Source organism: Nocardia sp. NPDC050799, from assembly GCF_040654015.1.
Classification (GTDB): domain Bacteria; phylum Actinomycetota; class Actinomycetes; order Mycobacteriales; family Mycobacteriaceae; genus Nocardia.
On the sequence record NZ_JBFAHF010000031.1, the window covers coordinates 77,532 to 94,745 of the forward strand.

Consider the following 17,214-nt stretch of genomic DNA (forward strand, 5'->3'; position numbering starts at 1 on the left):
TATCGGGGACAGACTGGCGGTGGTGGATCGGCTGCTGGAGGGATCGGTGCCCGCCGCCGGCGGCGTCTGGTCGCGCGCGACCGCGTGGATCCTGCGGATCGCGCTCGAACAGTCGGTGGACGATCTGTGGTCGCGAACCGAACCCGACCTCGCACGCTGTCCGATGCGGGCCCAGCTCCTGGCGCTGCGGGTGGTGACCGACCCGCTCACCGCCGCCCGGATCGCCGCCCTGTGGACCGCGCTGTCGCATGCCACTCATCATCACGACTACGAGCTCGCGCCCGGTGTCACCGAGCTGCGCCGCTGGCGCGACGACACTGCCCGGATCGCCACCGAACTGGCCGCCGTACCCGGATGAGCGGGCGGTATCCGAGGCGGCCGGCACCCGCCGGGCACAATCGGGACGTGGACGATACGAAGCCGTGCCCGTGCCGCCGCGGCGATACTTTCGGTGACTGCTGCGGTCCGCTGCTGGCCGGTCGCCCGGCGCCTACCGCCGAAGCGCTGATGCGGTCCCGGTTCACCGCCTTCGCGGTGGGTGACATCGGCTATCTACGGCGCACCTGGCACGCCGGTACGTGCCCCGCCGAACTCGATCTCGACCCCGCCCGGCGCTGGCTGTTCGTGGAGATCCAGCACACGGCCGGGGGCGGTCCGTTCGATGAATCCGGGACCGTCGAATTCACCGCGCACTATCGGGATCCGGGTGGCCGGGGCCGGTTGCACGAGACCAGCCGGTTCCTGCGGGTCGACGGATGCTGGCAGTACGTGGACGGGGAGGTCGACAGATGGTGACCGGCCCGGCCGGCTGCCCGGCCACCCGTCCCGTCCGCCGGTAATGTGCCTGTCGTGTCGCGTATCGCCATCGAATACTGCACCCAGTGCCGCTGGCTGCTGCGTGCGAGCTGGATGGCCCAGGAGCTGCTGGCCACTTTCACCACCGATATCGGCGAGGTCGCGTTGATTCCCGGTGAGGGCGGCGTCTTCCGCATCATGGTCGACGACACCCAGGTGTGGGAGCGCCGGGCCGACGGGGGATTTCCGGATATCGCCGTCCTCAAACAGCGGGTCCGCGACCGGATCGCCCCGGAGCGCGATCTCGGCCATATCGACCGCGACCGCGGCAGCGCGGATCCCGGCGTCACGGAATGAGTCGTGCCCAGGGCTGCAGCAGAAGAGACGCCACACCGCCCCGCGGATCCGCCGGGCCGGGCCGGGCGGCGATCCGGTTCGGGATGCGGATCAGGCGCAGCACCCGCCGCCGCAGCAGCCACCGCCGGTAGGCACGGCGGGCGCGGAGACGGCCGGAGCAGCCGCGCGGCCGATGGTCGCGAAGGTGGTCAGCAGTTTCACGGTGTCGTCGTGGCCGTGTGGGCACCGGGCCGGATCCGACGCCTGTGCCATCGGTCGGTTGATCTCGAAAGTGTCGCCGCAGCTGCGGCAGCGGAACTCATAACTCGGCATGCCCGAATTCTAGGGCGGCCCGGCGGCCCTTTTTCGCGATGCAACGCGACATTTTTGGAACCGAAGTGTAACCACTTCGGTCGTACCCTCGAATGCACAGGTAGAGGAGGTCTGTGATGAACGTCCAGTGCTTCGAGGGGACGCCTGCGGTGGGCGACGAGCGCGCCCCGATGGCGCGGACCGAGTTCGGCACGGTCCGCGGTAGCCGGGAGGGCGCGGTAGCGGTCTGGCGGGGTATTCCCTACGCCGCCGCACCCGCCGGACCTCGCAGGTTCCGGCCCCCGCGGGCCCCGGAACGCTGGGACGGGGTCCGTGACTGTCTGGTCGCCGGGCAGATCGCGCCGCAGGATATGGCCAACACTGTGCCCATGGACCGCTCGCTGGCCATGGGCGAGGACTGCCTATGGCTCAATATCTGGGCGCCGGCCACCGCGTCGGAGGAACCGCGGCCGGTGATGGTGTGGCTGCACGGCGGCGCGTACTGCCTCGGCTCCGCGGCCCAGGGCGTCTACGACGGTCGCCACCTGGCCGAGATGGGTGACGTGGTGGTGGTGACGGTGAACTACCGGGTGGGCGCGTTCGGGTTCCTGGACCTGTCGTCGCTGTCCGACGAGTTCGTTCCCAATCTGGGCCTCCTCGACCAGCTCGCGGCCCTGGAATGGGTGCGCGACAATGTCGGCGCCTTCGGCGGCGACCCGGGGAATGTGACCCTTTTCGGGGAATCCTCCGGGGCCGGTTGTGTCACCGCGCTGCTCACCGCGCCGCGGGCCGCCGGCCTGTTTCAGCGGGCCATCGCGCAGAGCCCGCCCGCCACCGCCGTGTACGGGCAGGAACGCGCGGCCGGGGTGGCCGAACGCTTCCGTGAACTGGTCGACCTGCCCCGCGCCCGGATCGGTGAACTGCTCGAATGCCCACTCGAGCGGATCGTGCGGGCCGCCGCGGTCCTGATCGACGAGGTGCCGCTGCAGGCGCCCGGCACTCTGGCCGCCGCCCCGGTCGTCGACGAGGATCTGCTGCCCGGCTATCCCACCGACCGATTCCGGGACGGGCGGTCACATCGGGTACCGCTCATCATCGGCACCAACAAGGACGAGGCGTCGCTGTTCCGGCTGTTCCGGTCGCCGATCATGCCGGTGACCCCGCAAGCGGTGAACATGATGCTCGAACAGGTGCAGGCCGGGCATCCCGGATTGACGGCGGAACGGCTCGCGGAGATCACCGCGGTGTATCCCGACCTGGCGAAGCCACGGGGTGCGCTGGCCATGTCCACCGACGCGGCGTTCCGGATGCCGGCCCTGTGGGTGGCCGACGGCCACGCCCAGCATTCACGGACCTGGATGTACCGGTTCGACCACGCCACGCCCATGCTGCGGGCGGCCCGGGTCGGCGCCGGGCACGCCACCGAACTGCCGTACGTGTTCGGCAACTTCGGCACCTTCGACCACGACCCCACCTTCTGGCTCGGGGGCCGTAGACAGGCCGCCGAGGTTTCGGGCCGGATGATGCGCCGCTGGCTGGCCTTCGCCGTGCACGGCGTCCCGGCCGCGCTGGACGGGTCGAAACACTGGCCGCCTTACCATCCGGAGTCGCGGGACACGTTGCTGATCGATTCGATCGACCGAGTGGTACCGGACCCGGAGGGCGACCTGCTCACCGCCTGGGGAGAGCGCGCCGTCGGCTTCGCGTAACTCTCACACGTCGGTGGAGAACCTGATCCCGCCGTCGGGGATCTCGACTCCCGGCCACACCCGGGCGCCGCGCAGCAGTTCGCAGCGGGCGCCCACGACGGCACCGTCGCCGATCACTCCGTCGCGGACCAGGGCGCGGGGGCCGATGCGAGCCCCGAAACCGATGATGGAGCGTTCCACCGTGGCCCCGGCCTCCACCTTGGCGCCGTCGAACAGGATGGCGCCGTCGAGGCGGGCACCGGCGCCTACTTCCGCGCCGCGGCCCACCACGGTACCGCCGATGAGCAGGGCGCCCGGGGCGATCCCGGCGCCTTCGTGCACGAGGGATTCACCGCGCTGACCGGGGAGCGCGGGGGAGGGGGCGATTCCGCGGACCAGGTCCGCGGAACCCCGGACGAAGTCCTCCGGAGTGCCCATATCCCGCCAGTACGAGGTGTCGACGTGACCCTGGACACGGGCGCCCTCGGTCAGTAGCGCGGGGAAGACTTCGCGCTCCACCGAGACCGGGCGCCCGGCCGGGATCTTCTCGATGTATTCGCGCCGGAAGACGTAGCAGCCGGCGTTGATCTGGTCGGTCGGCGGGTCCTGGGTCTTCTCCAGGAAGGCCGTGACCCGGCCGTCGGCGTCGGTCGGTACGCAGCCGAAGGCGCGCGGATCGCTGACCCGCACCAGGTGCAGGGTGACGTCGGCCCGGGTCTTCTCGTGGGTCTCCAGAATGGACGTCAGGTCGGTGCCGCCGAGGACGTCACCGTTGAACACCATGACGTTGTCCGCGGTGAGCCGGGACAGCACATTGCGGATACCGCCGCCGGTGCCCAGCGGTTCGGTCTCGGTGACGTATTCGAGTTCCAGGCCGAATTCGGCGCCGTCACCGAAGTACTCCTCGAAGACCTCGGCCTTGTAGGAGGTGCTGAGCACCACATGGGTGATGCCCGCGCCCGCGATCCGGGTCAGCAGATGGGTCAGGAACGGTAGCCCGGCCGTCGGGAGCATCGGCTTGGGCGCCGAGAGGGTCAGCGGCCGCAGCCGTGTCCCTTTTCCGCCGACCAGAATCACCGCGTCCGCGCCTGCTTGTGATGCCATGGAGCTCCCTTGTTCCCTTTCGATCATCGACCCGGCACGGCAGCGGTCGGTTGTCTACCCGGCCTGCTCCCGCTCCCGTGCACGCAGAGCGGATCGAACCGCAATCCGGCAGCGCACCGCAAGTCCGGCCTTCAGCGCCCAGCGCAGCGGGGCCTGCCACCAGTGCGGATGCCGGTCGGCCTGGAAGCGGTAGGCGCTGGCGTGGTGGGCGGGCAGCATCGTCTCGGGGTGGCGCCCCGCCGCGTGCCCCTTGGCGTGGGTGACCTCGGCGTCGGGCACGAAGACGTTGTGCCAGCCGGCCCGGCCCATCCGGTCGCCGAAGTCGACGTCCTCCATGTACATGAAGTACCGCGAGTCGAAGCCCTCGATCGAATCGAACGCCGCGCGCCGCACCAGCAGGCACGACCCGGACAGCCAGCCGACGGTGCGTTCGGAGATCTCCTCGTTCTCCTGACGGTAGCGCCGGGTCCACGGGTTGGTCTTCCAGACGGCGCCGAGGATCGCGTGACCCGCGCCGTCCATGATCCCGGGCACCGAGCGAGCCGAGGGGTAGACGCTGCCGTCGGGTTCGCGGACCATGGGCCCGATGGCGCCGGCCCGGGGCCAGCGCTGGGCCGCTTCGAGCATGATGTCGATGGAATCGTTGCCCCACCGGATATCCGGGTTGGCGATCAACACGTATTCGAGTTCGGGGTCGAGTTCGGCGACGGCCCGGTTGATGGCGCCGCCGTATCCGATATTGCCGCCGGTCGGTAGGAAGCGCACATGGGCATTGGCGTCGGCCACCAGTTCGGGGACACCGTCGGTGGAGCCGTTGTCGGCCAGGATGACCTGCGGCTTCTCCGCGGTGGCCGTGGCCAGGGTGCTGATGAAATGCTCGAGATGTTCGCCCGGCGAATAGGTGACCGTGACCACGGCCAGACGTGGCCGGTCGTGCGGGGTATCGGAAGCGCTCACAGCGCACCACCCTAACGGGCGGCCCGGTTCAGTGCCTCGGTCAGCGCGGATTCCCATGGGCGCAAAGGCGTCAGTCCGGCCTCGCGCCAAGCGGTCCCGGACAACACCGAGAAAGCGGGCCGGGCGGCGGGCCGGGGAAATTCCGCGGTGGTGCACGGCCGGACCCGCTCGGGGTCGGCGCCGATACCGGCGAATACCGCGCGGGCCAGGTCGTACCAGCTGGCCCGGCCGGAGTTCGTGGCGTGCAACACAGCGGGTGCCGTGGGGCTCGCGGCCAGTTCGAGCAGTCCGGCGGCGAGGTCGGCGGCGAAGGTGGGGGAGCCGATCTGATCGTTCACCACGGAGATGGTGTCTCGTTCCTTTTCCAGGCGACGCATGGTGGTCACGAAATCGGTGCCGGTCCCGGCGTACACCCAGGCCGTCCGCACGATGTGGGCCCCCGAGCACAGATCACGCACCGCACGTTCCCCGGCGAGTTTCGAGCGGCCGTACACCGTGGTGGGCCCAGTGGGATCGGATGGTTCGTAGGGGGTGTCTCCGGTGCCGGGGAAGACGTAGTCGGTGGAGAGGTGGATCAGCCGGGCGCCGGCGCGCGCGCAGGCCGCGGCCAGTACCGCCGGGCCGGTCTCGTTACCGGCGAACGCGCTGTCGGGTTCCGATTCGGCCCGGTCGACCGCGGTGAACGCGGCACAGTTGAGGACGATATCGCCGGGACGGACCACTGATTCCACCGCTGCCCGATCGGTGATGTCGAGCCGGGACCGGGTGAAGGCCCGGAGAGCGGGTATCAGCCGGAGTAGTTCACCACCCACCTGACCGCCCGCCCCGGTGACGAGGAGACGGTCGGCTACTTCGGTTGCGGGCGGTAGCGCGGCGTTCACCGGCCCAGTCTGGCACGCCGTCGGTCGCCGAATCGGGGTCACCCGGGCTGCTGTTGGTTAGCCTGCGTGGTGCGGAAGGTGTTTCGACGGCATACGCGAAGTGGGTCGGGGTCCTCGACCGATCCGTAAGGGGAGAGGAAGTCCAAGGTGGCGCAGCGTGGGGAGCCGACGTTGTGGAGCCCGGTGCGGGTGCTGGTCGCATCGGTTGCTCTGATGGTGCTGGTGGCGACCGGGTTCGCCTGGCGCGGGGTGGATTCCCTGGTCTCGAACATCGAGCGGATCAGCGATCTGGGCCTGGGTGGGCATACCGACGGCGCGGTCGACATCCTGCTCGTCGGCGTGGATTCGCGTACCGACGCCAAGGGCAACCCCCTCACCGACGCCGAACGGGCCATGCTGCACGCCGGTGACGAGATAGGCACCAATACCGACACCATCGTGCTGGTGCGCGTGCCCAACGACGGCCGTTCGGCCACGGCCATCTCGATACCCCGCGACGCCTATGTCGATATCCCGGGCCTGGGCAAGGGCAAGATCAATTCCGCGTACGGGGTCACCAAACAGACCGTGCAGGACGATCTGCTCGCCGAGGGGGTCTCGGCGGACGACGCCGAGGAGCAGTCGACCCAGCGCGGCCGGCAGGCACTCATCGAATCGGTGGCCGGGCTCACCGGGATCACCGTCGACCACTACGCCGAGGTCTCCCTGCTCGGTTTCGTCCTGCTCACCGACGCGGTCGGCGGGGTGGACGTCTGCCTGCGCCATGCGGTGGACGAACCGCTCTCGGGAGCGTATTTCCCGGGCGGGCGGCAGAAGCTCGACGGGCCCCAGGCGCTGAGCTTCGTGCGGCAACGCCACAATCTCGAACGCGGCGACCTGGACCGCATCGTGCGGCAGCAGGTGTTCATGGCCCAGCTGGTCCACCAGGTCGTGAGCGCTGACACGCTGAGCAATCCGAGCCGGTTGCGCGAACTCAGCGACGCCGTGGGGCGCACCGTCGTACTCGACGAGGGCTGGGATCTGATCGGTTTCCTGAACCAGCTCCAGGGTCTCGCCGCCGGGGAGGTCACCTTCGAGACGGTTCCGGTCGCCGATCTCAACGGCACCACCACCAACGGGGAATCGGTGGTCCGCGTCGATCCCGACGAGGTGCACGACTATGTCGCCGCGCTGGTCGGCGAGGAACCGACCCGCCGGCCCGAGACCGAAACCACCACCCCCTCGGTGAACCCGGGCAACGTCGAGGTATCGGTGTACAACTCCAGCACGGTCTCGGGCCTGGCGAACGCGGTCGCCCAGGAACTCCTCGGTCTCGGTTACACCCAGGGGTCAGTGGGTAACTATTCCGGTGGGCCGGTGTCGCAGAGCCAGGTGCGCGCCCCCTCGGCGTCGGATCCGGGCGCGAAGGCGGTCGCGGCCGCGCTGGGCGGGGTACCCGTCGTCTCGGATCCGTCGATTGCGACGGGAGCGGTGAGCGTGGTGCTGACGAGCGACTACGCTGGCCCCGGATCCGGTAGCGGAGACGTGATCGATTTCGGCTCTACGTCGACCTCGGCCACTCCGGTGCCGCCCGCGCCGCCGATTGCGGCGGCCGAAGACGGACCCACCTGTGTGAATTGAGCGCCGAAAGCAGACGATGCGTGACATAGACCAGGCAACAACCCTTCCCGAAGCGGTGCTCGAGCCGATTCTGGACCGCGAACCGGCCGCCCCCCGCGTCACCTGGTACGACGACGCGACCGGCGCCCGGATCGAGCTGTCCGGGATCACCCTCGCCAACTGGGCCGCCAAAACCGGCAATTTGATCCGCGACGAGTTCGGGCTCACTCCGGGCGCCCGGGTCGCGGTGCTGCTGCCCGCCCACTGGCAGACCGCGGCGGTCCTGCTCGGCTGCTGGTGGGCCGGAACCGAAGTGGTGTTGCACGCCGACCCGGACGCGGAACTCGTTTTCGCCGCGGCGGACCGGCTGGCCGAAACCGAGGACGCGCCCGAGGTGGCGGCGTTGTCGCTGGACCCGATGGGCGGGCCGGCCCGGAATCTGCCGATCGGGGTCACCGACTACGCGACCGCGGTCCGCGTGCACGGAGATCAGTTCCTGCCCGGCGGCACCGGTGCGGCCCTCGACGGTATGCCGGTATCGGAGGTACTCACCGAGGCCCGGAAATCCGCTGCCCGGCAGGGTTTCGCCGAAGGCGACCGGGTGCTCTCCAGTGCCTCCTGGGATACGCCCGCCGAATTGATCGACGGCTATCTCGCGGTGCTCACCGCGGGCGCCTCCCTGGTCCAGGTGGCCAATCCGGATCCGGCGTTGCGGGAGCGGCGGGTAGAGAGCGAACGGGTCACCTGCATCCTGTGACGGTTCGTCTCCTACCACGGTAGGGCCGGAGTTTCCGACTCCGGCAGGTTCCCCGGCCACCGCGCGGTCCGTACCGTTCGTAGCGGTGGTCCTCCGGTGCCGGTGGACATCGCACGCGACCCGTCGGCCGGCTGCCACCTGTCCGCCGCCCGGGCCGTCGGGCGGGCGAGGCACCGGGAAGTCGTCGTACGACAGGAGTGGGTGGGATGAAACCGGAATACGTGTTCCGCTGGGTGAATCAGCACGGGCTGATCCGCGTCGCGAAGAAGGCGCAGCTGCGCCGGGGGGATCTGTTCGCCCGCCTCAACGGCGGACCCGAAGGGATCACGAACCCGTACCCGTTACTCGAGGAACTACGCGGGGAGGGCGGCATACACCGTGCCGGGCCCCTCTGGATCACCATGGATCACGCGGTGGTCCGGGAAGTATTACGGGACAACCGCTTCGGGGTGGGCATGCCCGCGCTCGTCCGTCTGCCCGGGTTCGCCCGCCGTGCCCTGGCGCGGCGCCCGATCCCGGCCAATCCCGTCGATCCGCCCTCCATGCTGATGATCGACCAGCCCGAACACACCCGGATGCGCAAACCGGTCGCGGCGGCCTTCACCCCGCGGGCCATCGGCCGCCTGCGGGACCGGGTCGTCACGGTCACCGACGAACTGCTCGCCGCCCTGCCCGAGGACGCTCCCGCCGACCTGGTCGGCCAGTTCGCGTCGCAGGTGCCGATCGCCATCATCTCCGAGATGCTCGGGTTTCCCGATCGCGATCGGCGGATGTTCTTGAGCTGGGGTGATGCCATCAGCCCGCTGCTGGATATCGGTATCTCCTGGCGCGCCCACGACCGCGCAATGCGCTCGTCGGAAGCGGTACAGGACTATCTGCTCGACCATATCGACCGGCTGCGCGCCGAACCCGGCGACGATATCCTCAGCAGCCTGGTCCGCAAGGGAGAACTGTCTTCCTATGAACTCTGCGCGTCGGCGACCCTGCTGATGGGCGCGGGTTTCGAGACCACGGTCAATCTCATCTCCAAGGGCATTGTGCTGCTGCTCGAACATCCCGAGCAGCTCGCCCGCCTCCGGGCCGAGCCGGAGCTGTGGCCCGGCGCGGTGGAGGAGATCCTGCGTTTCGATCCCCCGGTGCAGACCACCGCGCGGCTGGCGCACACCGATGTGGACATCGCGGGCCGCCGGTTGCGCAAGGGCGCGACCCTGGTGCTGTCGCTGGCCGGCGCCAATCGCGATCCGGCGATGTTCCCCGACCCGGCCCGCTTCGACATCACGCGCCCCAACGCCAGGGAACACCTCGGCTTCAGCAGCGGTATCCACGCCTGTCTCGGCGCCGGCCTCGCCCGGATGGAGGCGGCCCACGCGTTGCGCGCTCTCTTCGAACAGTTCCCCGACCTCCGGCTCGGCGGTACGCCGCGGCGGCGGCAGCTGTACACCCTGCACGGCTACGAGACCCTGCCGGTCCACACCGGTCCCCGCGCCCGGGCCGGGCAGCCCATCGCCTGATCCGCGGTGGTGATGTCACAGTCGGCGCGCGAATCGTCGGATCACTGTCGACAGTCACCACACCGCGAGATCTGGGGTGATCGGCCACCGGTCCAGACGCTGATCGGCGTCGCGGCCCTCGCGCTACCGACAATGCTGTTCGAGGTGGACGCGGTGGCTGTCCGACCCTGAACCATCCGAGAAGGCAGAATCGGGGGATGGCGGATGTCGTAGTGGTAGGTTCCGGCCCCAACGGCCTCGCGGCGGCGGTGACCATGGCCGCCGCGGGCCTCGAGGTCGAGGTGTACGAGGCCGCGGATACCCTGGGCGGCGGTTGCCGGACCGCGGAAACAACCCTGCCAGGGTTCCGGCACGACGAATGTGCGGGCGCCCATCCCATGGCCCTGGCCTCCCCCTTCTTCCAGGCGTTCGATCTCGCCGCGCACGGGGTCGAACTGCTCACCCCGGCGGCCTCCTACGCCCATCCACTGGACGGCGGCACCGCCGGGATCGCGTGGCGGGACCTGGATCGGACGGCCGACGAACTGGGGGCCGACGGTAAGGCCTGGCGCTCGTTGTTCGGCCCGCTGGTCCGGGACTGGCAGCATGTCGTACGCACGGCGATGTCGGATATGCGGCACATTCCGTTCAGTGTCGCCACCATCCGGTTCGGTTTGCGCATGCTCGAACAGGGCTCCCCACTGTGGAACACCCGTTTCCGTGACGGGGTCGCGCCCGCGTTGTTCACCGGGGTCGCCGAACACGTCATCATCCCGCCCCGGCAGCTCCCCGCCGTGGGCGCCGCCCTCCTGCTGGCCACCCTCGCCCACGCGGTCGGCTGGCCCGTGCCGCGAGGTGGTAGCCAGGCGATCATGGACGCGCTGGCCGCCGACCTGCGCCGGCGCGGCGGGCGGCTGCACACCGGACATCGGGTGGACTCCTTGGCGGAATTCCCGGCCGCTCGCGCGATCCTCTGCGATATCGCGCCGGCCGAACTGGTCCGGATCGCCGGCGACCGCCTCCCCACCGGATATCGCCGCCGGCTCGACCGCTACCGCTACGGCGGCGGCTCCTGCAAAGTGGATTTCGCGCTCTCGGGGCCGGTGCCGTGGCAGGCACCCGGATGCGCCGAAGCCGGCACCCTGCACCTGGTCGGCAGCCGGGCCGAAGCGATGGTCGCCGAACACGCGGTAGCCGCCGGAATCCACACCGACCGCCCTTTCACCCTGGTCATCCAGCCCGGCGTGGTCGACCCGACCCGGGCCCCCGCCGGACAGCACACTCTCTACGCCTACGCCCACGTGCCGCACGGCTCCGACCGGGACGTCAGCGAACTCGTCGCCGACCAGATCGAACGATTCGCCCCCGGCTTCCGCGATCTGGTCCTCGCGAAACATGTCCGGACGGCCGCCGAAATGCCCGCCTACAACGCCAACTATGTCGGCGGCGATATCAACGCGGGAGCGATGACCCTCGCGCAGACCGTTTTCCGTCCGGTACCGCGCTGGAATCCGTACAGCACCGGACTGCCCGGCATCTACCTGTGTTCCTCGGCCACCCCGCCCGGCGGCGGCGTCCACGGAATGAGCGGTGTACACGCCGCCCGGCACGCACTGCGCACGGTCTTCGGCAACCGTGCCGACCCCTACCGGCTGCTCACCGCGGACACCGCACCGGACCCGGCGCCCTAGGCCTCGGGTGTGGTCTCGCGATACAGGTCCGGTTCCAGATAGATGATCCGCGCGGCCGGGACCGCTGCCCGCACCCGGTTCTCTGCCGCATCGATACCCGCCGCGATCTGGGAGATATCCAGCCCCGGCGTCACCGCGACCTTCGCCGCCACCAGCAGCTCCTTCGGGCCCAGATACTGGGTCTTGATATGGATCAGGCGGTCGATCGTGGTCCCGTCCACCAGGTTCTCGCGAATCGCCCGGCCTTTCAGGGCCTCGTAAGACTCGGCACCGAGAGGGTCCATGTATTCGTAAAGGCGATCAGATGCCAGGCCGGCCGGACGGTCGAGTTGGCGTCCGATCCGGACATCGAATGCCGACGCAACCCGCATGTATCGAGTGTTGCGAGACACCTCAAAGGGTTGAGGCCCGTCTCGCCCCTTGGCCGAAGGTGCTCAAAGGTCGCACTCTATGGAGGGCCCACCGCACATCGCAGGAGCCGAAGGCTCGAGTCTCGAGGCCGAAACGGCGAGACAAAGGGGCCTCAACCCCGCGGCGCCGCAGGCGCCGCCAAAAAACACAGCACCTTCACGAGCGAGCCCACAACTTGCCTTCTTGTATCGGCCTGCCTCTCACCTTCACGGGTAAGCCCATCTCCGACCTTCACCGGCCGGCCTGCCACCGATCATCTCGGCAACGCTCGAGCAGCGCGCGAGGCAAACCCCCGCCGCGAAAACTTCGGCACCCATTCCGTCGCCCGGACGTGCCTTACCCGGTGGACCGGCTCCCCTGATTCACGCAGCGCCGACGCAGGCGCAGAACAGCGTGGCGGGTTCGCCCGTGGCCTGGGCGCGGATGTCCTTGTCCGTCGCCGAAATCCACGCGGCCGAGCCGCGGGTCAGCGTGACCTTCGAATCGCCGTCGAGTAAACGGGCCGAACCGGAGGTGCAGAGCACGATGCCCGGGCCCGCGTCGGTCAGGGGTACCAGGGCGGATCCGGCGGTGAGGTCGAAGCGGCGCAGCGCGAATTCGGGAGCGGGGGTGGGGTAGCGGACGGAACCGTCGCCGGCGGGCCGGGGGAGGACCAAGGGCAGGTCGATCGGTTCGAAATCCAGCACTTTCAGCAGTTCCGGGACATCAACGTGTTTGGGCGTGAGACCGCCGCGCAGCACGTTGTCGGAGTTGGCCATAATCTCCACGGCCACACCGTGCAGGTAGGCGTGCAGATTCCCGGCGGCGAGGAACAGGCCCTGACCGGGTTGCAGGGTGATCCGGTTCAGCAGCATCGCGGCCAGTACACCGGCGTCACCGGGATAGGCTTCGGCCAGTTCCAGGGTGGTGCGGGCTTCGGCGGCGAATTCGCGTTCGGAACCGGACAGATACCGCACGCAGCCGTCCAGCACGGTCGGCAGCAGGGTGTCCAGTGCGGTCGGCGGGAGGGTGATCCAGCTGGTGAACAGGGTTCGCAGGCCGTCGGAATCGGGTTGCGCGGCAAGCAGGTCGGCGTACTGGGCGAGTTCGGCGACATCCAGCGCCCGGAACAGGTCCACGGTGCGCAGCGGGTCACGGAAACCGGCGAGTGCCTCGAACCTCTCCAGCGCGACCACCAGTTCGGGTTTGTGGCTGTCGTCGCGGTAGTTGCGCATCGGGGAATCGAGCGGCACCCGGGTGCGGTTCTCCCGGGCGAAACCGGACCGTGCCTGTTCCGCGCTCGGATGGGCCTGCAGCGACAGCGGTTCCTCGGCGGCCAGGATCTTCAGCAGGAACGGCAGCCGGTCACCGAACCGCCCGGCGGCCGGGCCGAGTTCCTCGCCGGGGTTCTCCGACACCACCTCCAGCAACGACCGGGTGCCGTTGTCGGTGCGCAGGTGGGCGGGATCGGCGGGATGGGCACCGAACCACAATTCCGCTTCCGGATGTGCCGACGGGACCTGGCGTCCGCACAGTTCGGCGAGCGCGGTGCGTGAGCCCCAGGCGTACGAGCGCAGTGCACCCACTAGTTCGTGCACTAGTAGTGTCCCCCGTCGTAGCTGTCCGGATCGCTCGCCGCGATCGCCCGGCCACCGATGAGCCGCAGATAGGCCGCCGCCATCTCCCAGCGCAGCGCGAGCACCGCGAGACGTTCCAGTTCACCGCCGATCGGGGCGGGCGCCGGTGGGGGTTCCGTCGATCCGGCGCGGGCGGGATCGACGGGGATCGCTTCGAGCTCCGCGGTGACCAGGTCGGCGTCCACGGTGCCGCCGCCCGCCCCACCGAATACCGCGATCCGGCGGCGCGCCGCGACGAGATCGGAGTCGGTACTGCACACGAAGATTCGCTTCTTCTCCACCGGCGGCGGGCCGTCGAGTTGCTCGTCGTGGAATAGCGGATCGTAGTCCGGCGCGGCCGCGGTGGCGGCATTCACCAGGCGGGGTAGCGCTGTCACGGCGACGGCGAGGTCCACCGCGGTCGCGGTGCGGCCCGCCGATTGCAGCAGCACCTCGGCCGCGTGCACCGCCAGCCCGGTGGTGGCCTCGGTGTCACCGGCGAGGATGAGTCCGCGCTGCTGGGTCCGCGCGGCCAGATTCTTGGCGGGATTATGGAAGACCTCGTGCTGCGGGCCGTCGCGCAGGGCCTCGGTGTCGAGGACATCGGCCAGTTCGGCCAGTTCGGGCAGGAAGGTGGCGCTGCGGTGCCCGTCGATGGTCCGCAGCACCGCGATGCCGATGCCGAGGTAGCGCAGCAGCCGGTTCTCGTCGAGTACCGGAATGCGGGGTGCGAGCAGCGCGGCCCGCCCGGCCGCGGCGGCCCGCAACGGACCTTCGTCCGGTGCCGCCACGACCACCTCCGCGCCGCGGCGCAGCGCGCGGTCGACCGCATCGATGAGCCGTGGATCGCCGGCGTCGTCACCGGCCACCAGCACCACGTCCAGCGGACCGGCCCAGGAGGGCACGGTGGTGACCTGGACCAGCGGCAGACCGGCCCGGTCACCGAGCGCCGCGACGAGCAGCGCGGCGGCCCGGGCGGCCCGCCCGGTGCCGGAGACCAGCAGCAGACTTCGCGGGCGCAAACCATCGAGCCGGGCGAGTGCGCCTTCTGCCACGGCTGCCGCGGTGGCACGCACCTGGGCGCCACCGGACGCAGCCGAACGGAGGGCGCCGCCGGTATCGGCGGCTTCGAGCATTGCGGCATCGTCCAGATCGAGTACCGGGGTATCAGCGATCATCGGGCGTGGCACCTCCCCTCATCGCGCTGTTGTCGGTCTCGGCCGCGACCGCCCGCGTTGTGGACACCGGGTCTGGAACGGGCGAATCCACGGTGTGTATTTCCACTATTCCAGTCAGGCGCGGACGATGCGCAGGATCTCGGTCACGAGTGCGTCTACTTCCTCCTGGGACCTGGCTTCGACGTTGAGTCGTAGCAGCGGTTCGGTATTGGAAGCGCGCAGGTTGAACCAGGCATGGTCCGGTAGTTGCACGGTGACGCCGTCGAGTCGGTCTACCGAGACCGCGCGTCCGCCGAACGCGTCGAGCACGGCGCCGGTCCGCGCGGCCGCGTCGTCGACGGTCGAGTTGATCTCGCCGGAGGCGGCGTAGGCGGTGTAGGAGGACATCAGTTCCGAAACGGGCCGCTTGTCCTCGCCCAGGGCCGCGAGTACGTGCAGAGCGGCCAGCATGCCGGAATCGGCGCCCCAGAAGTCCCGGAAATAGTAGTGCGCGGAGTGCTCCCCGCCGAAGACGGCGCCGGAACTTGCCATCAATTGCTTGATGAACGAATGACCCACCCGCGACCGCACCGGGTTACCGCCCAGTTCGGTCACCAGCTCCGGTACCGACCGGGAAGTGATCAGATTGTGGATGATGGTGGCCCCGGGCTCCTTGGCGAGCTCCCGTTCGGCGACCAGCGCCGTGATGGCCGACGGCGAGACGGGCTCCCCCTGTTCGTCGACCACGAAACAGCGGTCGGCGTCGCCGTCGAAGGCCAGGCCGATATCGGCCCCCGAGTCACGGACCAGCGCCTGCAGATCCACCAAATTCTTCGGATCGAGCGGGTTGGCCTCGTGGTTGGGGAAGCTGCCGTCCAGCTCGAAGTACAGCGGTACGACCGTGACCTGCGGCAGCGCGCCGAAGACCGCGGGGACGGTATGCCCGCCCATCCCGTTTCCGGCGTCCACCGCCACGGTCAGCGGCCGGATACCGCCCAGATCCACCAGGTCGCGCAGGAAGGCGGCGTAATCCTCGAGCAGATCGACCTCGGTGGCGGTACCGGGCTCGCCGTCGTAACCCGGCACCCCTGTCACCAGCTCCTGGGCGATGGCCGCCAGACCGGTGTCCTGACCGACCGGTAGCGCTCGCGGACGGCAGAGCTTGATGCCGTTGTAGCGGGCCGGATTGTGGCTGGCGGTGAACATGGCGCCCGGGCAGTCGAGCCGGCCGGAGGCGAAGTACAGCTCATCGGTGGATGCGAGCCCGATGTGGACCACATCCAGTCCCTGCGCGCGCACGCCCTCGGCGAAAGCCGCCACCAGCTCGGGAGACGAGGCGCGCATATCGTGGCCGACGACAACGCGCCGTGCCTGCTCACCTCGCATCAACCGGGCGAACGCGGCACCGGTGTCCCGGACGAAATCGGCGTCGAGCTGGTCGGAGACCACACCGCGAATGTCGTAGGCCTTGATCACCGCGTTCACGGACTCGGCAGGGCGGGCGACTGTCATGGCGACTACCCTACTTTTCGGCGCCGACTTCGTCGGCCTCGACCCCGCGGCGCCGGAGGCGCCGCAAATAAGCACAGTTCAGCCGGGAGGATCGGGGAGTACCCGGAGATGGCCGCGGCGACCGGTGCGGGTGGGCCGGGGCGGTGGGTTGTGGTCGCGGTAGCCGCGCTGATCGGGTTCCGGCGGGCGGCGGCGTAGCCCGGCCTCGCGAACGGCCTCGGCGAGCGCGGTCAGATCGTCGTCGTCGGGGCTGGTGGAGAAGCCGCCTTCGTGCCGGACCATATCCCAGCCCTTGGGGGCGGTGATCCGGGAGGCGTGGGTTGCGCAGAGGTCCCAGGAATGAGGTTCGGCCACCGTCGCCAGCGGGCCCACCACCGCGGTGGAGTCCGAGTAGACATAGGTGAGCGTCGCGACGGCCGGATTCTTGCAGCCGGGTCGGCAGCAACGACGCATGGAGATCACGCCGATGAGCGTAACCCGCCGCACCGACGCGAGTGGGGTAGACACGCTCACGGATCTGCTCGCATACGGCGCGTCGCAGTGTGATTCGTGTCTATTGGCGGCGCCTCCGGCGCCGCAGGGTCGAGGCCCCCTCGGTCCCGCCGTTCAGGCCTCGGGACTCGCGCCTGCGGCGCATGCAATGTGCGGTGGGCCACCCGAAGAATGCAACCATTGAGCACCTTCGGCTAAGGGCGGGACGGGCCTCGACCCTTTCAGGGTCTCGTAAGACTCGGCATCGAGAGGGTGCTGGTGTTCCTGAAAACGATCAGACGCCAGGCGCCCGGGCGATCGAGTCGGCATGGGATCCGAACATCGAATGCCGACGCAACCCGCATGCGTCGAGTTTTACGAGACACCTCGAAGGGTTGAGGCCCGTCTCGCCGTTTCGGCCTCGAAAGCGCATGAGCCGAAGGCTCGAGTCCCGAGGC

Annotated in this window: 16 protein-coding genes and 1 pseudogene; 8 read left to right on the forward strand and 9 right to left on the reverse strand. The window is 69.5% G+C overall.

What is annotated here, in order from left to right; all coding sequences use genetic code 11:
- Window positions 1–22: 22 nt before the first annotated feature.
- From AB0H42_RS27040 to AB0H42_RS27050, 3 genes are read left to right on the forward strand one after another with little or no spacing between them, the layout of a single operon-like run.
- Window positions 23–358, forward strand: a complete 336-nt coding sequence (locus tag AB0H42_RS27040) for a hypothetical protein (protein ID WP_357060855.1) — start codon at window positions 23–25, stop codon at window positions 356–358.
- A complete protein-coding gene (locus AB0H42_RS27045) occupies window positions 355–795 on the forward strand; it encodes a YchJ family metal-binding protein (RefSeq protein ID WP_357060858.1) in 441 nt (146 codons plus the stop codon). The genes AB0H42_RS27040 and AB0H42_RS27045 overlap by 4 nt, the downstream gene beginning before the upstream one ends.
- Window positions 796–849: 54 nt before the next feature.
- Window positions 850–1,152: a SelT/SelW/SelH family protein gene (locus AB0H42_RS27050; RefSeq protein ID WP_357060860.1), complete on the forward strand. Its 303-nt coding sequence runs from the start codon at window positions 850–852 to the stop codon at window positions 1,150–1,152.
- A 90-nt stretch (window positions 1,153–1,242) separates the two neighbouring features.
- Here the strand turns inward: AB0H42_RS27050 and AB0H42_RS27055 are convergent, their stop codons facing one another.
- A complete protein-coding gene (locus tag AB0H42_RS27055) occupies window positions 1,243–1,464 on the reverse strand; it encodes a zinc ribbon domain-containing protein (protein WP_357060863.1) in 222 nt (73 codons plus the stop codon).
- A 170-nt stretch (window positions 1,465–1,634) separates the two neighbouring features.
- Between AB0H42_RS27055 and AB0H42_RS27060 the strand changes: the two genes are divergently transcribed.
- Entirely contained in the window at window positions 1,635–3,152 is a 1,518-nt protein-coding gene (locus AB0H42_RS27060; RefSeq protein ID WP_357060905.1) for a carboxylesterase/lipase family protein, read from the forward strand.
- Window positions 3,153–3,155: 3 nt separating this feature from the next.
- Here the strand turns inward: AB0H42_RS27060 and AB0H42_RS27065 are convergent, their stop codons facing one another.
- The 3 genes from AB0H42_RS27065 to rfbD are packed head-to-tail and all read right to left on the reverse strand — an operon-like array spanning window position 3,156 to window position 6,073.
- Entirely contained in the window at window positions 3,156–4,235 is a 1,080-nt protein-coding gene (locus AB0H42_RS27065) for an NDP-sugar synthase (RefSeq protein ID WP_357060866.1), read from the reverse strand.
- A gap of 54 nt (window positions 4,236–4,289) precedes the next feature.
- On the reverse strand, window positions 4,290–5,192 hold the full coding sequence (locus AB0H42_RS27070; protein ID WP_265803992.1) for a glycosyltransferase family 2 protein: 903 nt from the start codon (window positions 5,190–5,192) through the stop codon (window positions 4,290–4,292).
- 11 nt (window positions 5,193–5,203) lie between these two features.
- The gene (gene rfbD, locus AB0H42_RS27075; RefSeq protein ID WP_357060868.1) at window positions 5,204–6,073 is read right to left on the reverse strand and encodes a dTDP-4-dehydrorhamnose reductase; all 870 of its coding nucleotides are present in this window, start codon (window positions 6,071–6,073) and stop codon (window positions 5,204–5,206) included.
- 213 nt (window positions 6,074–6,286) lie between these two features.
- Between rfbD and AB0H42_RS27080 the strand changes: the two genes are divergently transcribed.
- From AB0H42_RS27080 to AB0H42_RS27095, 4 genes are all read left to right on the forward strand, one after another.
- A complete protein-coding gene (locus AB0H42_RS27080) occupies window positions 6,287–7,693 on the forward strand; it encodes an LCP family protein (RefSeq protein WP_357060908.1) in 1,407 nt (468 codons plus the stop codon).
- A gap of 16 nt (window positions 7,694–7,709) precedes the next feature.
- A complete protein-coding gene (locus tag AB0H42_RS27085) occupies window positions 7,710–8,429 on the forward strand; it encodes a TIGR03089 family protein (RefSeq protein WP_357060871.1) in 720 nt (239 codons plus the stop codon).
- A gap of 206 nt (window positions 8,430–8,635) precedes the next feature.
- Window positions 8,636–9,940 carry a cytochrome P450 gene (locus AB0H42_RS27090; RefSeq protein ID WP_357060874.1) on the forward strand — a complete coding sequence of 435 codons (1,305 nt, stop codon included), beginning with the start codon at window positions 8,636–8,638 and terminating at the stop codon, window positions 9,938–9,940.
- A 197-nt stretch (window positions 9,941–10,137) separates the two neighbouring features.
- Window positions 10,138–11,610 carry an NAD(P)/FAD-dependent oxidoreductase gene (locus AB0H42_RS27095; RefSeq protein ID WP_357060876.1) on the forward strand — a complete coding sequence of 491 codons (1,473 nt, stop codon included), beginning with the start codon at window positions 10,138–10,140 and terminating at the stop codon, window positions 11,608–11,610.
- Here AB0H42_RS27095 and AB0H42_RS27100 read toward each other — a convergent pair.
- The 5 genes and pseudogenes from AB0H42_RS27100 to AB0H42_RS27120 form a co-directional block, all read right to left on the reverse strand.
- A pseudogene (locus AB0H42_RS27100) lies at window positions 11,607–11,816 on the reverse strand (cation transporter); the annotation flags it as partial. The gene AB0H42_RS27095 and the pseudogene AB0H42_RS27100 overlap by 4 nt on opposite strands.
- A 567-nt stretch (window positions 11,817–12,383) precedes the next feature.
- Window positions 12,384–13,598, reverse strand: a complete 1,215-nt coding sequence (gene manA / locus AB0H42_RS27105; protein WP_357060879.1) for a mannose-6-phosphate isomerase, class I — start codon at window positions 13,596–13,598, stop codon at window positions 12,384–12,386.
- A complete protein-coding gene (locus AB0H42_RS27110; RefSeq protein ID WP_357060881.1) occupies window positions 13,598–14,794 on the reverse strand; it encodes a tobH protein in 1,197 nt (398 codons plus the stop codon). Before AB0H42_RS27110 ends, manA begins: the two co-directional genes overlap by 1 nt.
- Window positions 14,795–14,908: 114 nt before the next feature.
- Window positions 14,909–16,285, reverse strand: a complete 1,377-nt coding sequence (locus AB0H42_RS27115) for a phosphomannomutase/phosphoglucomutase (protein ID WP_357060884.1) — start codon at window positions 16,283–16,285, stop codon at window positions 14,909–14,911.
- Window positions 16,286–16,363: 78 nt separating this feature from the next.
- On the reverse strand, window positions 16,364–16,747 hold the full coding sequence (locus tag AB0H42_RS27120; protein WP_357060911.1) for a DUF3499 domain-containing protein: 384 nt from the start codon (window positions 16,745–16,747) through the stop codon (window positions 16,364–16,366).
- Window positions 16,748–17,214 lie beyond the last annotated feature (467 nt).

Excerpts from the sequence above, each read along its gene's own strand:
- AB0H42_RS27080 (WP_357060908.1), top strand. The coding sequence starts at position 6,287 with ATGGTGCTGGTGGCGACCGGGTTCGCCTGGCGCGGGGTGGATTCCCTG.
- AB0H42_RS27110 (WP_357060881.1), bottom strand. The coding sequence starts at position 14,794 with ATGATCGCTGATACCCCGGTACTCGATCTGGACGATGCCGCAATGCTC.
- AB0H42_RS27065 (WP_357060866.1), bottom strand. The coding sequence starts at position 4,235 with ATGGCATCACAAGCAGGCGCGGACGCGGTGATTCTGGTCGGCGGAAAA.
- AB0H42_RS27060 (WP_357060905.1), top strand. The coding sequence starts at position 1,635 with ATGGCGCGGACCGAGTTCGGCACGGTCCGCGGTAGCCGGGAGGGCGCG.
- AB0H42_RS27055 (WP_357060863.1), bottom strand. The coding sequence starts at position 1,464 with ATGCCGAGTTATGAGTTCCGCTGCCGCAGCTGCGGCGACACTTTCGAG.
- AB0H42_RS27090 (WP_357060874.1), top strand. The coding sequence starts at position 8,636 with ATGAAACCGGAATACGTGTTCCGCTGGGTGAATCAGCACGGGCTGATC.
- AB0H42_RS27115 (WP_357060884.1), bottom strand. The coding sequence starts at position 16,285 with ATGACAGTCGCCCGCCCTGCCGAGTCCGTGAACGCGGTGATCAAGGCC.
- AB0H42_RS27085 (WP_357060871.1), top strand. The coding sequence starts at position 7,710 with ATGCGTGACATAGACCAGGCAACAACCCTTCCCGAAGCGGTGCTCGAG.
- AB0H42_RS27095 (WP_357060876.1), top strand. The coding sequence starts at position 10,138 with ATGGCGGATGTCGTAGTGGTAGGTTCCGGCCCCAACGGCCTCGCGGCG.
- AB0H42_RS27045 (WP_357060858.1), top strand. The coding sequence starts at position 355 with ATGAGCGGGCGGTATCCGAGGCGGCCGGCACCCGCCGGGCACAATCGG.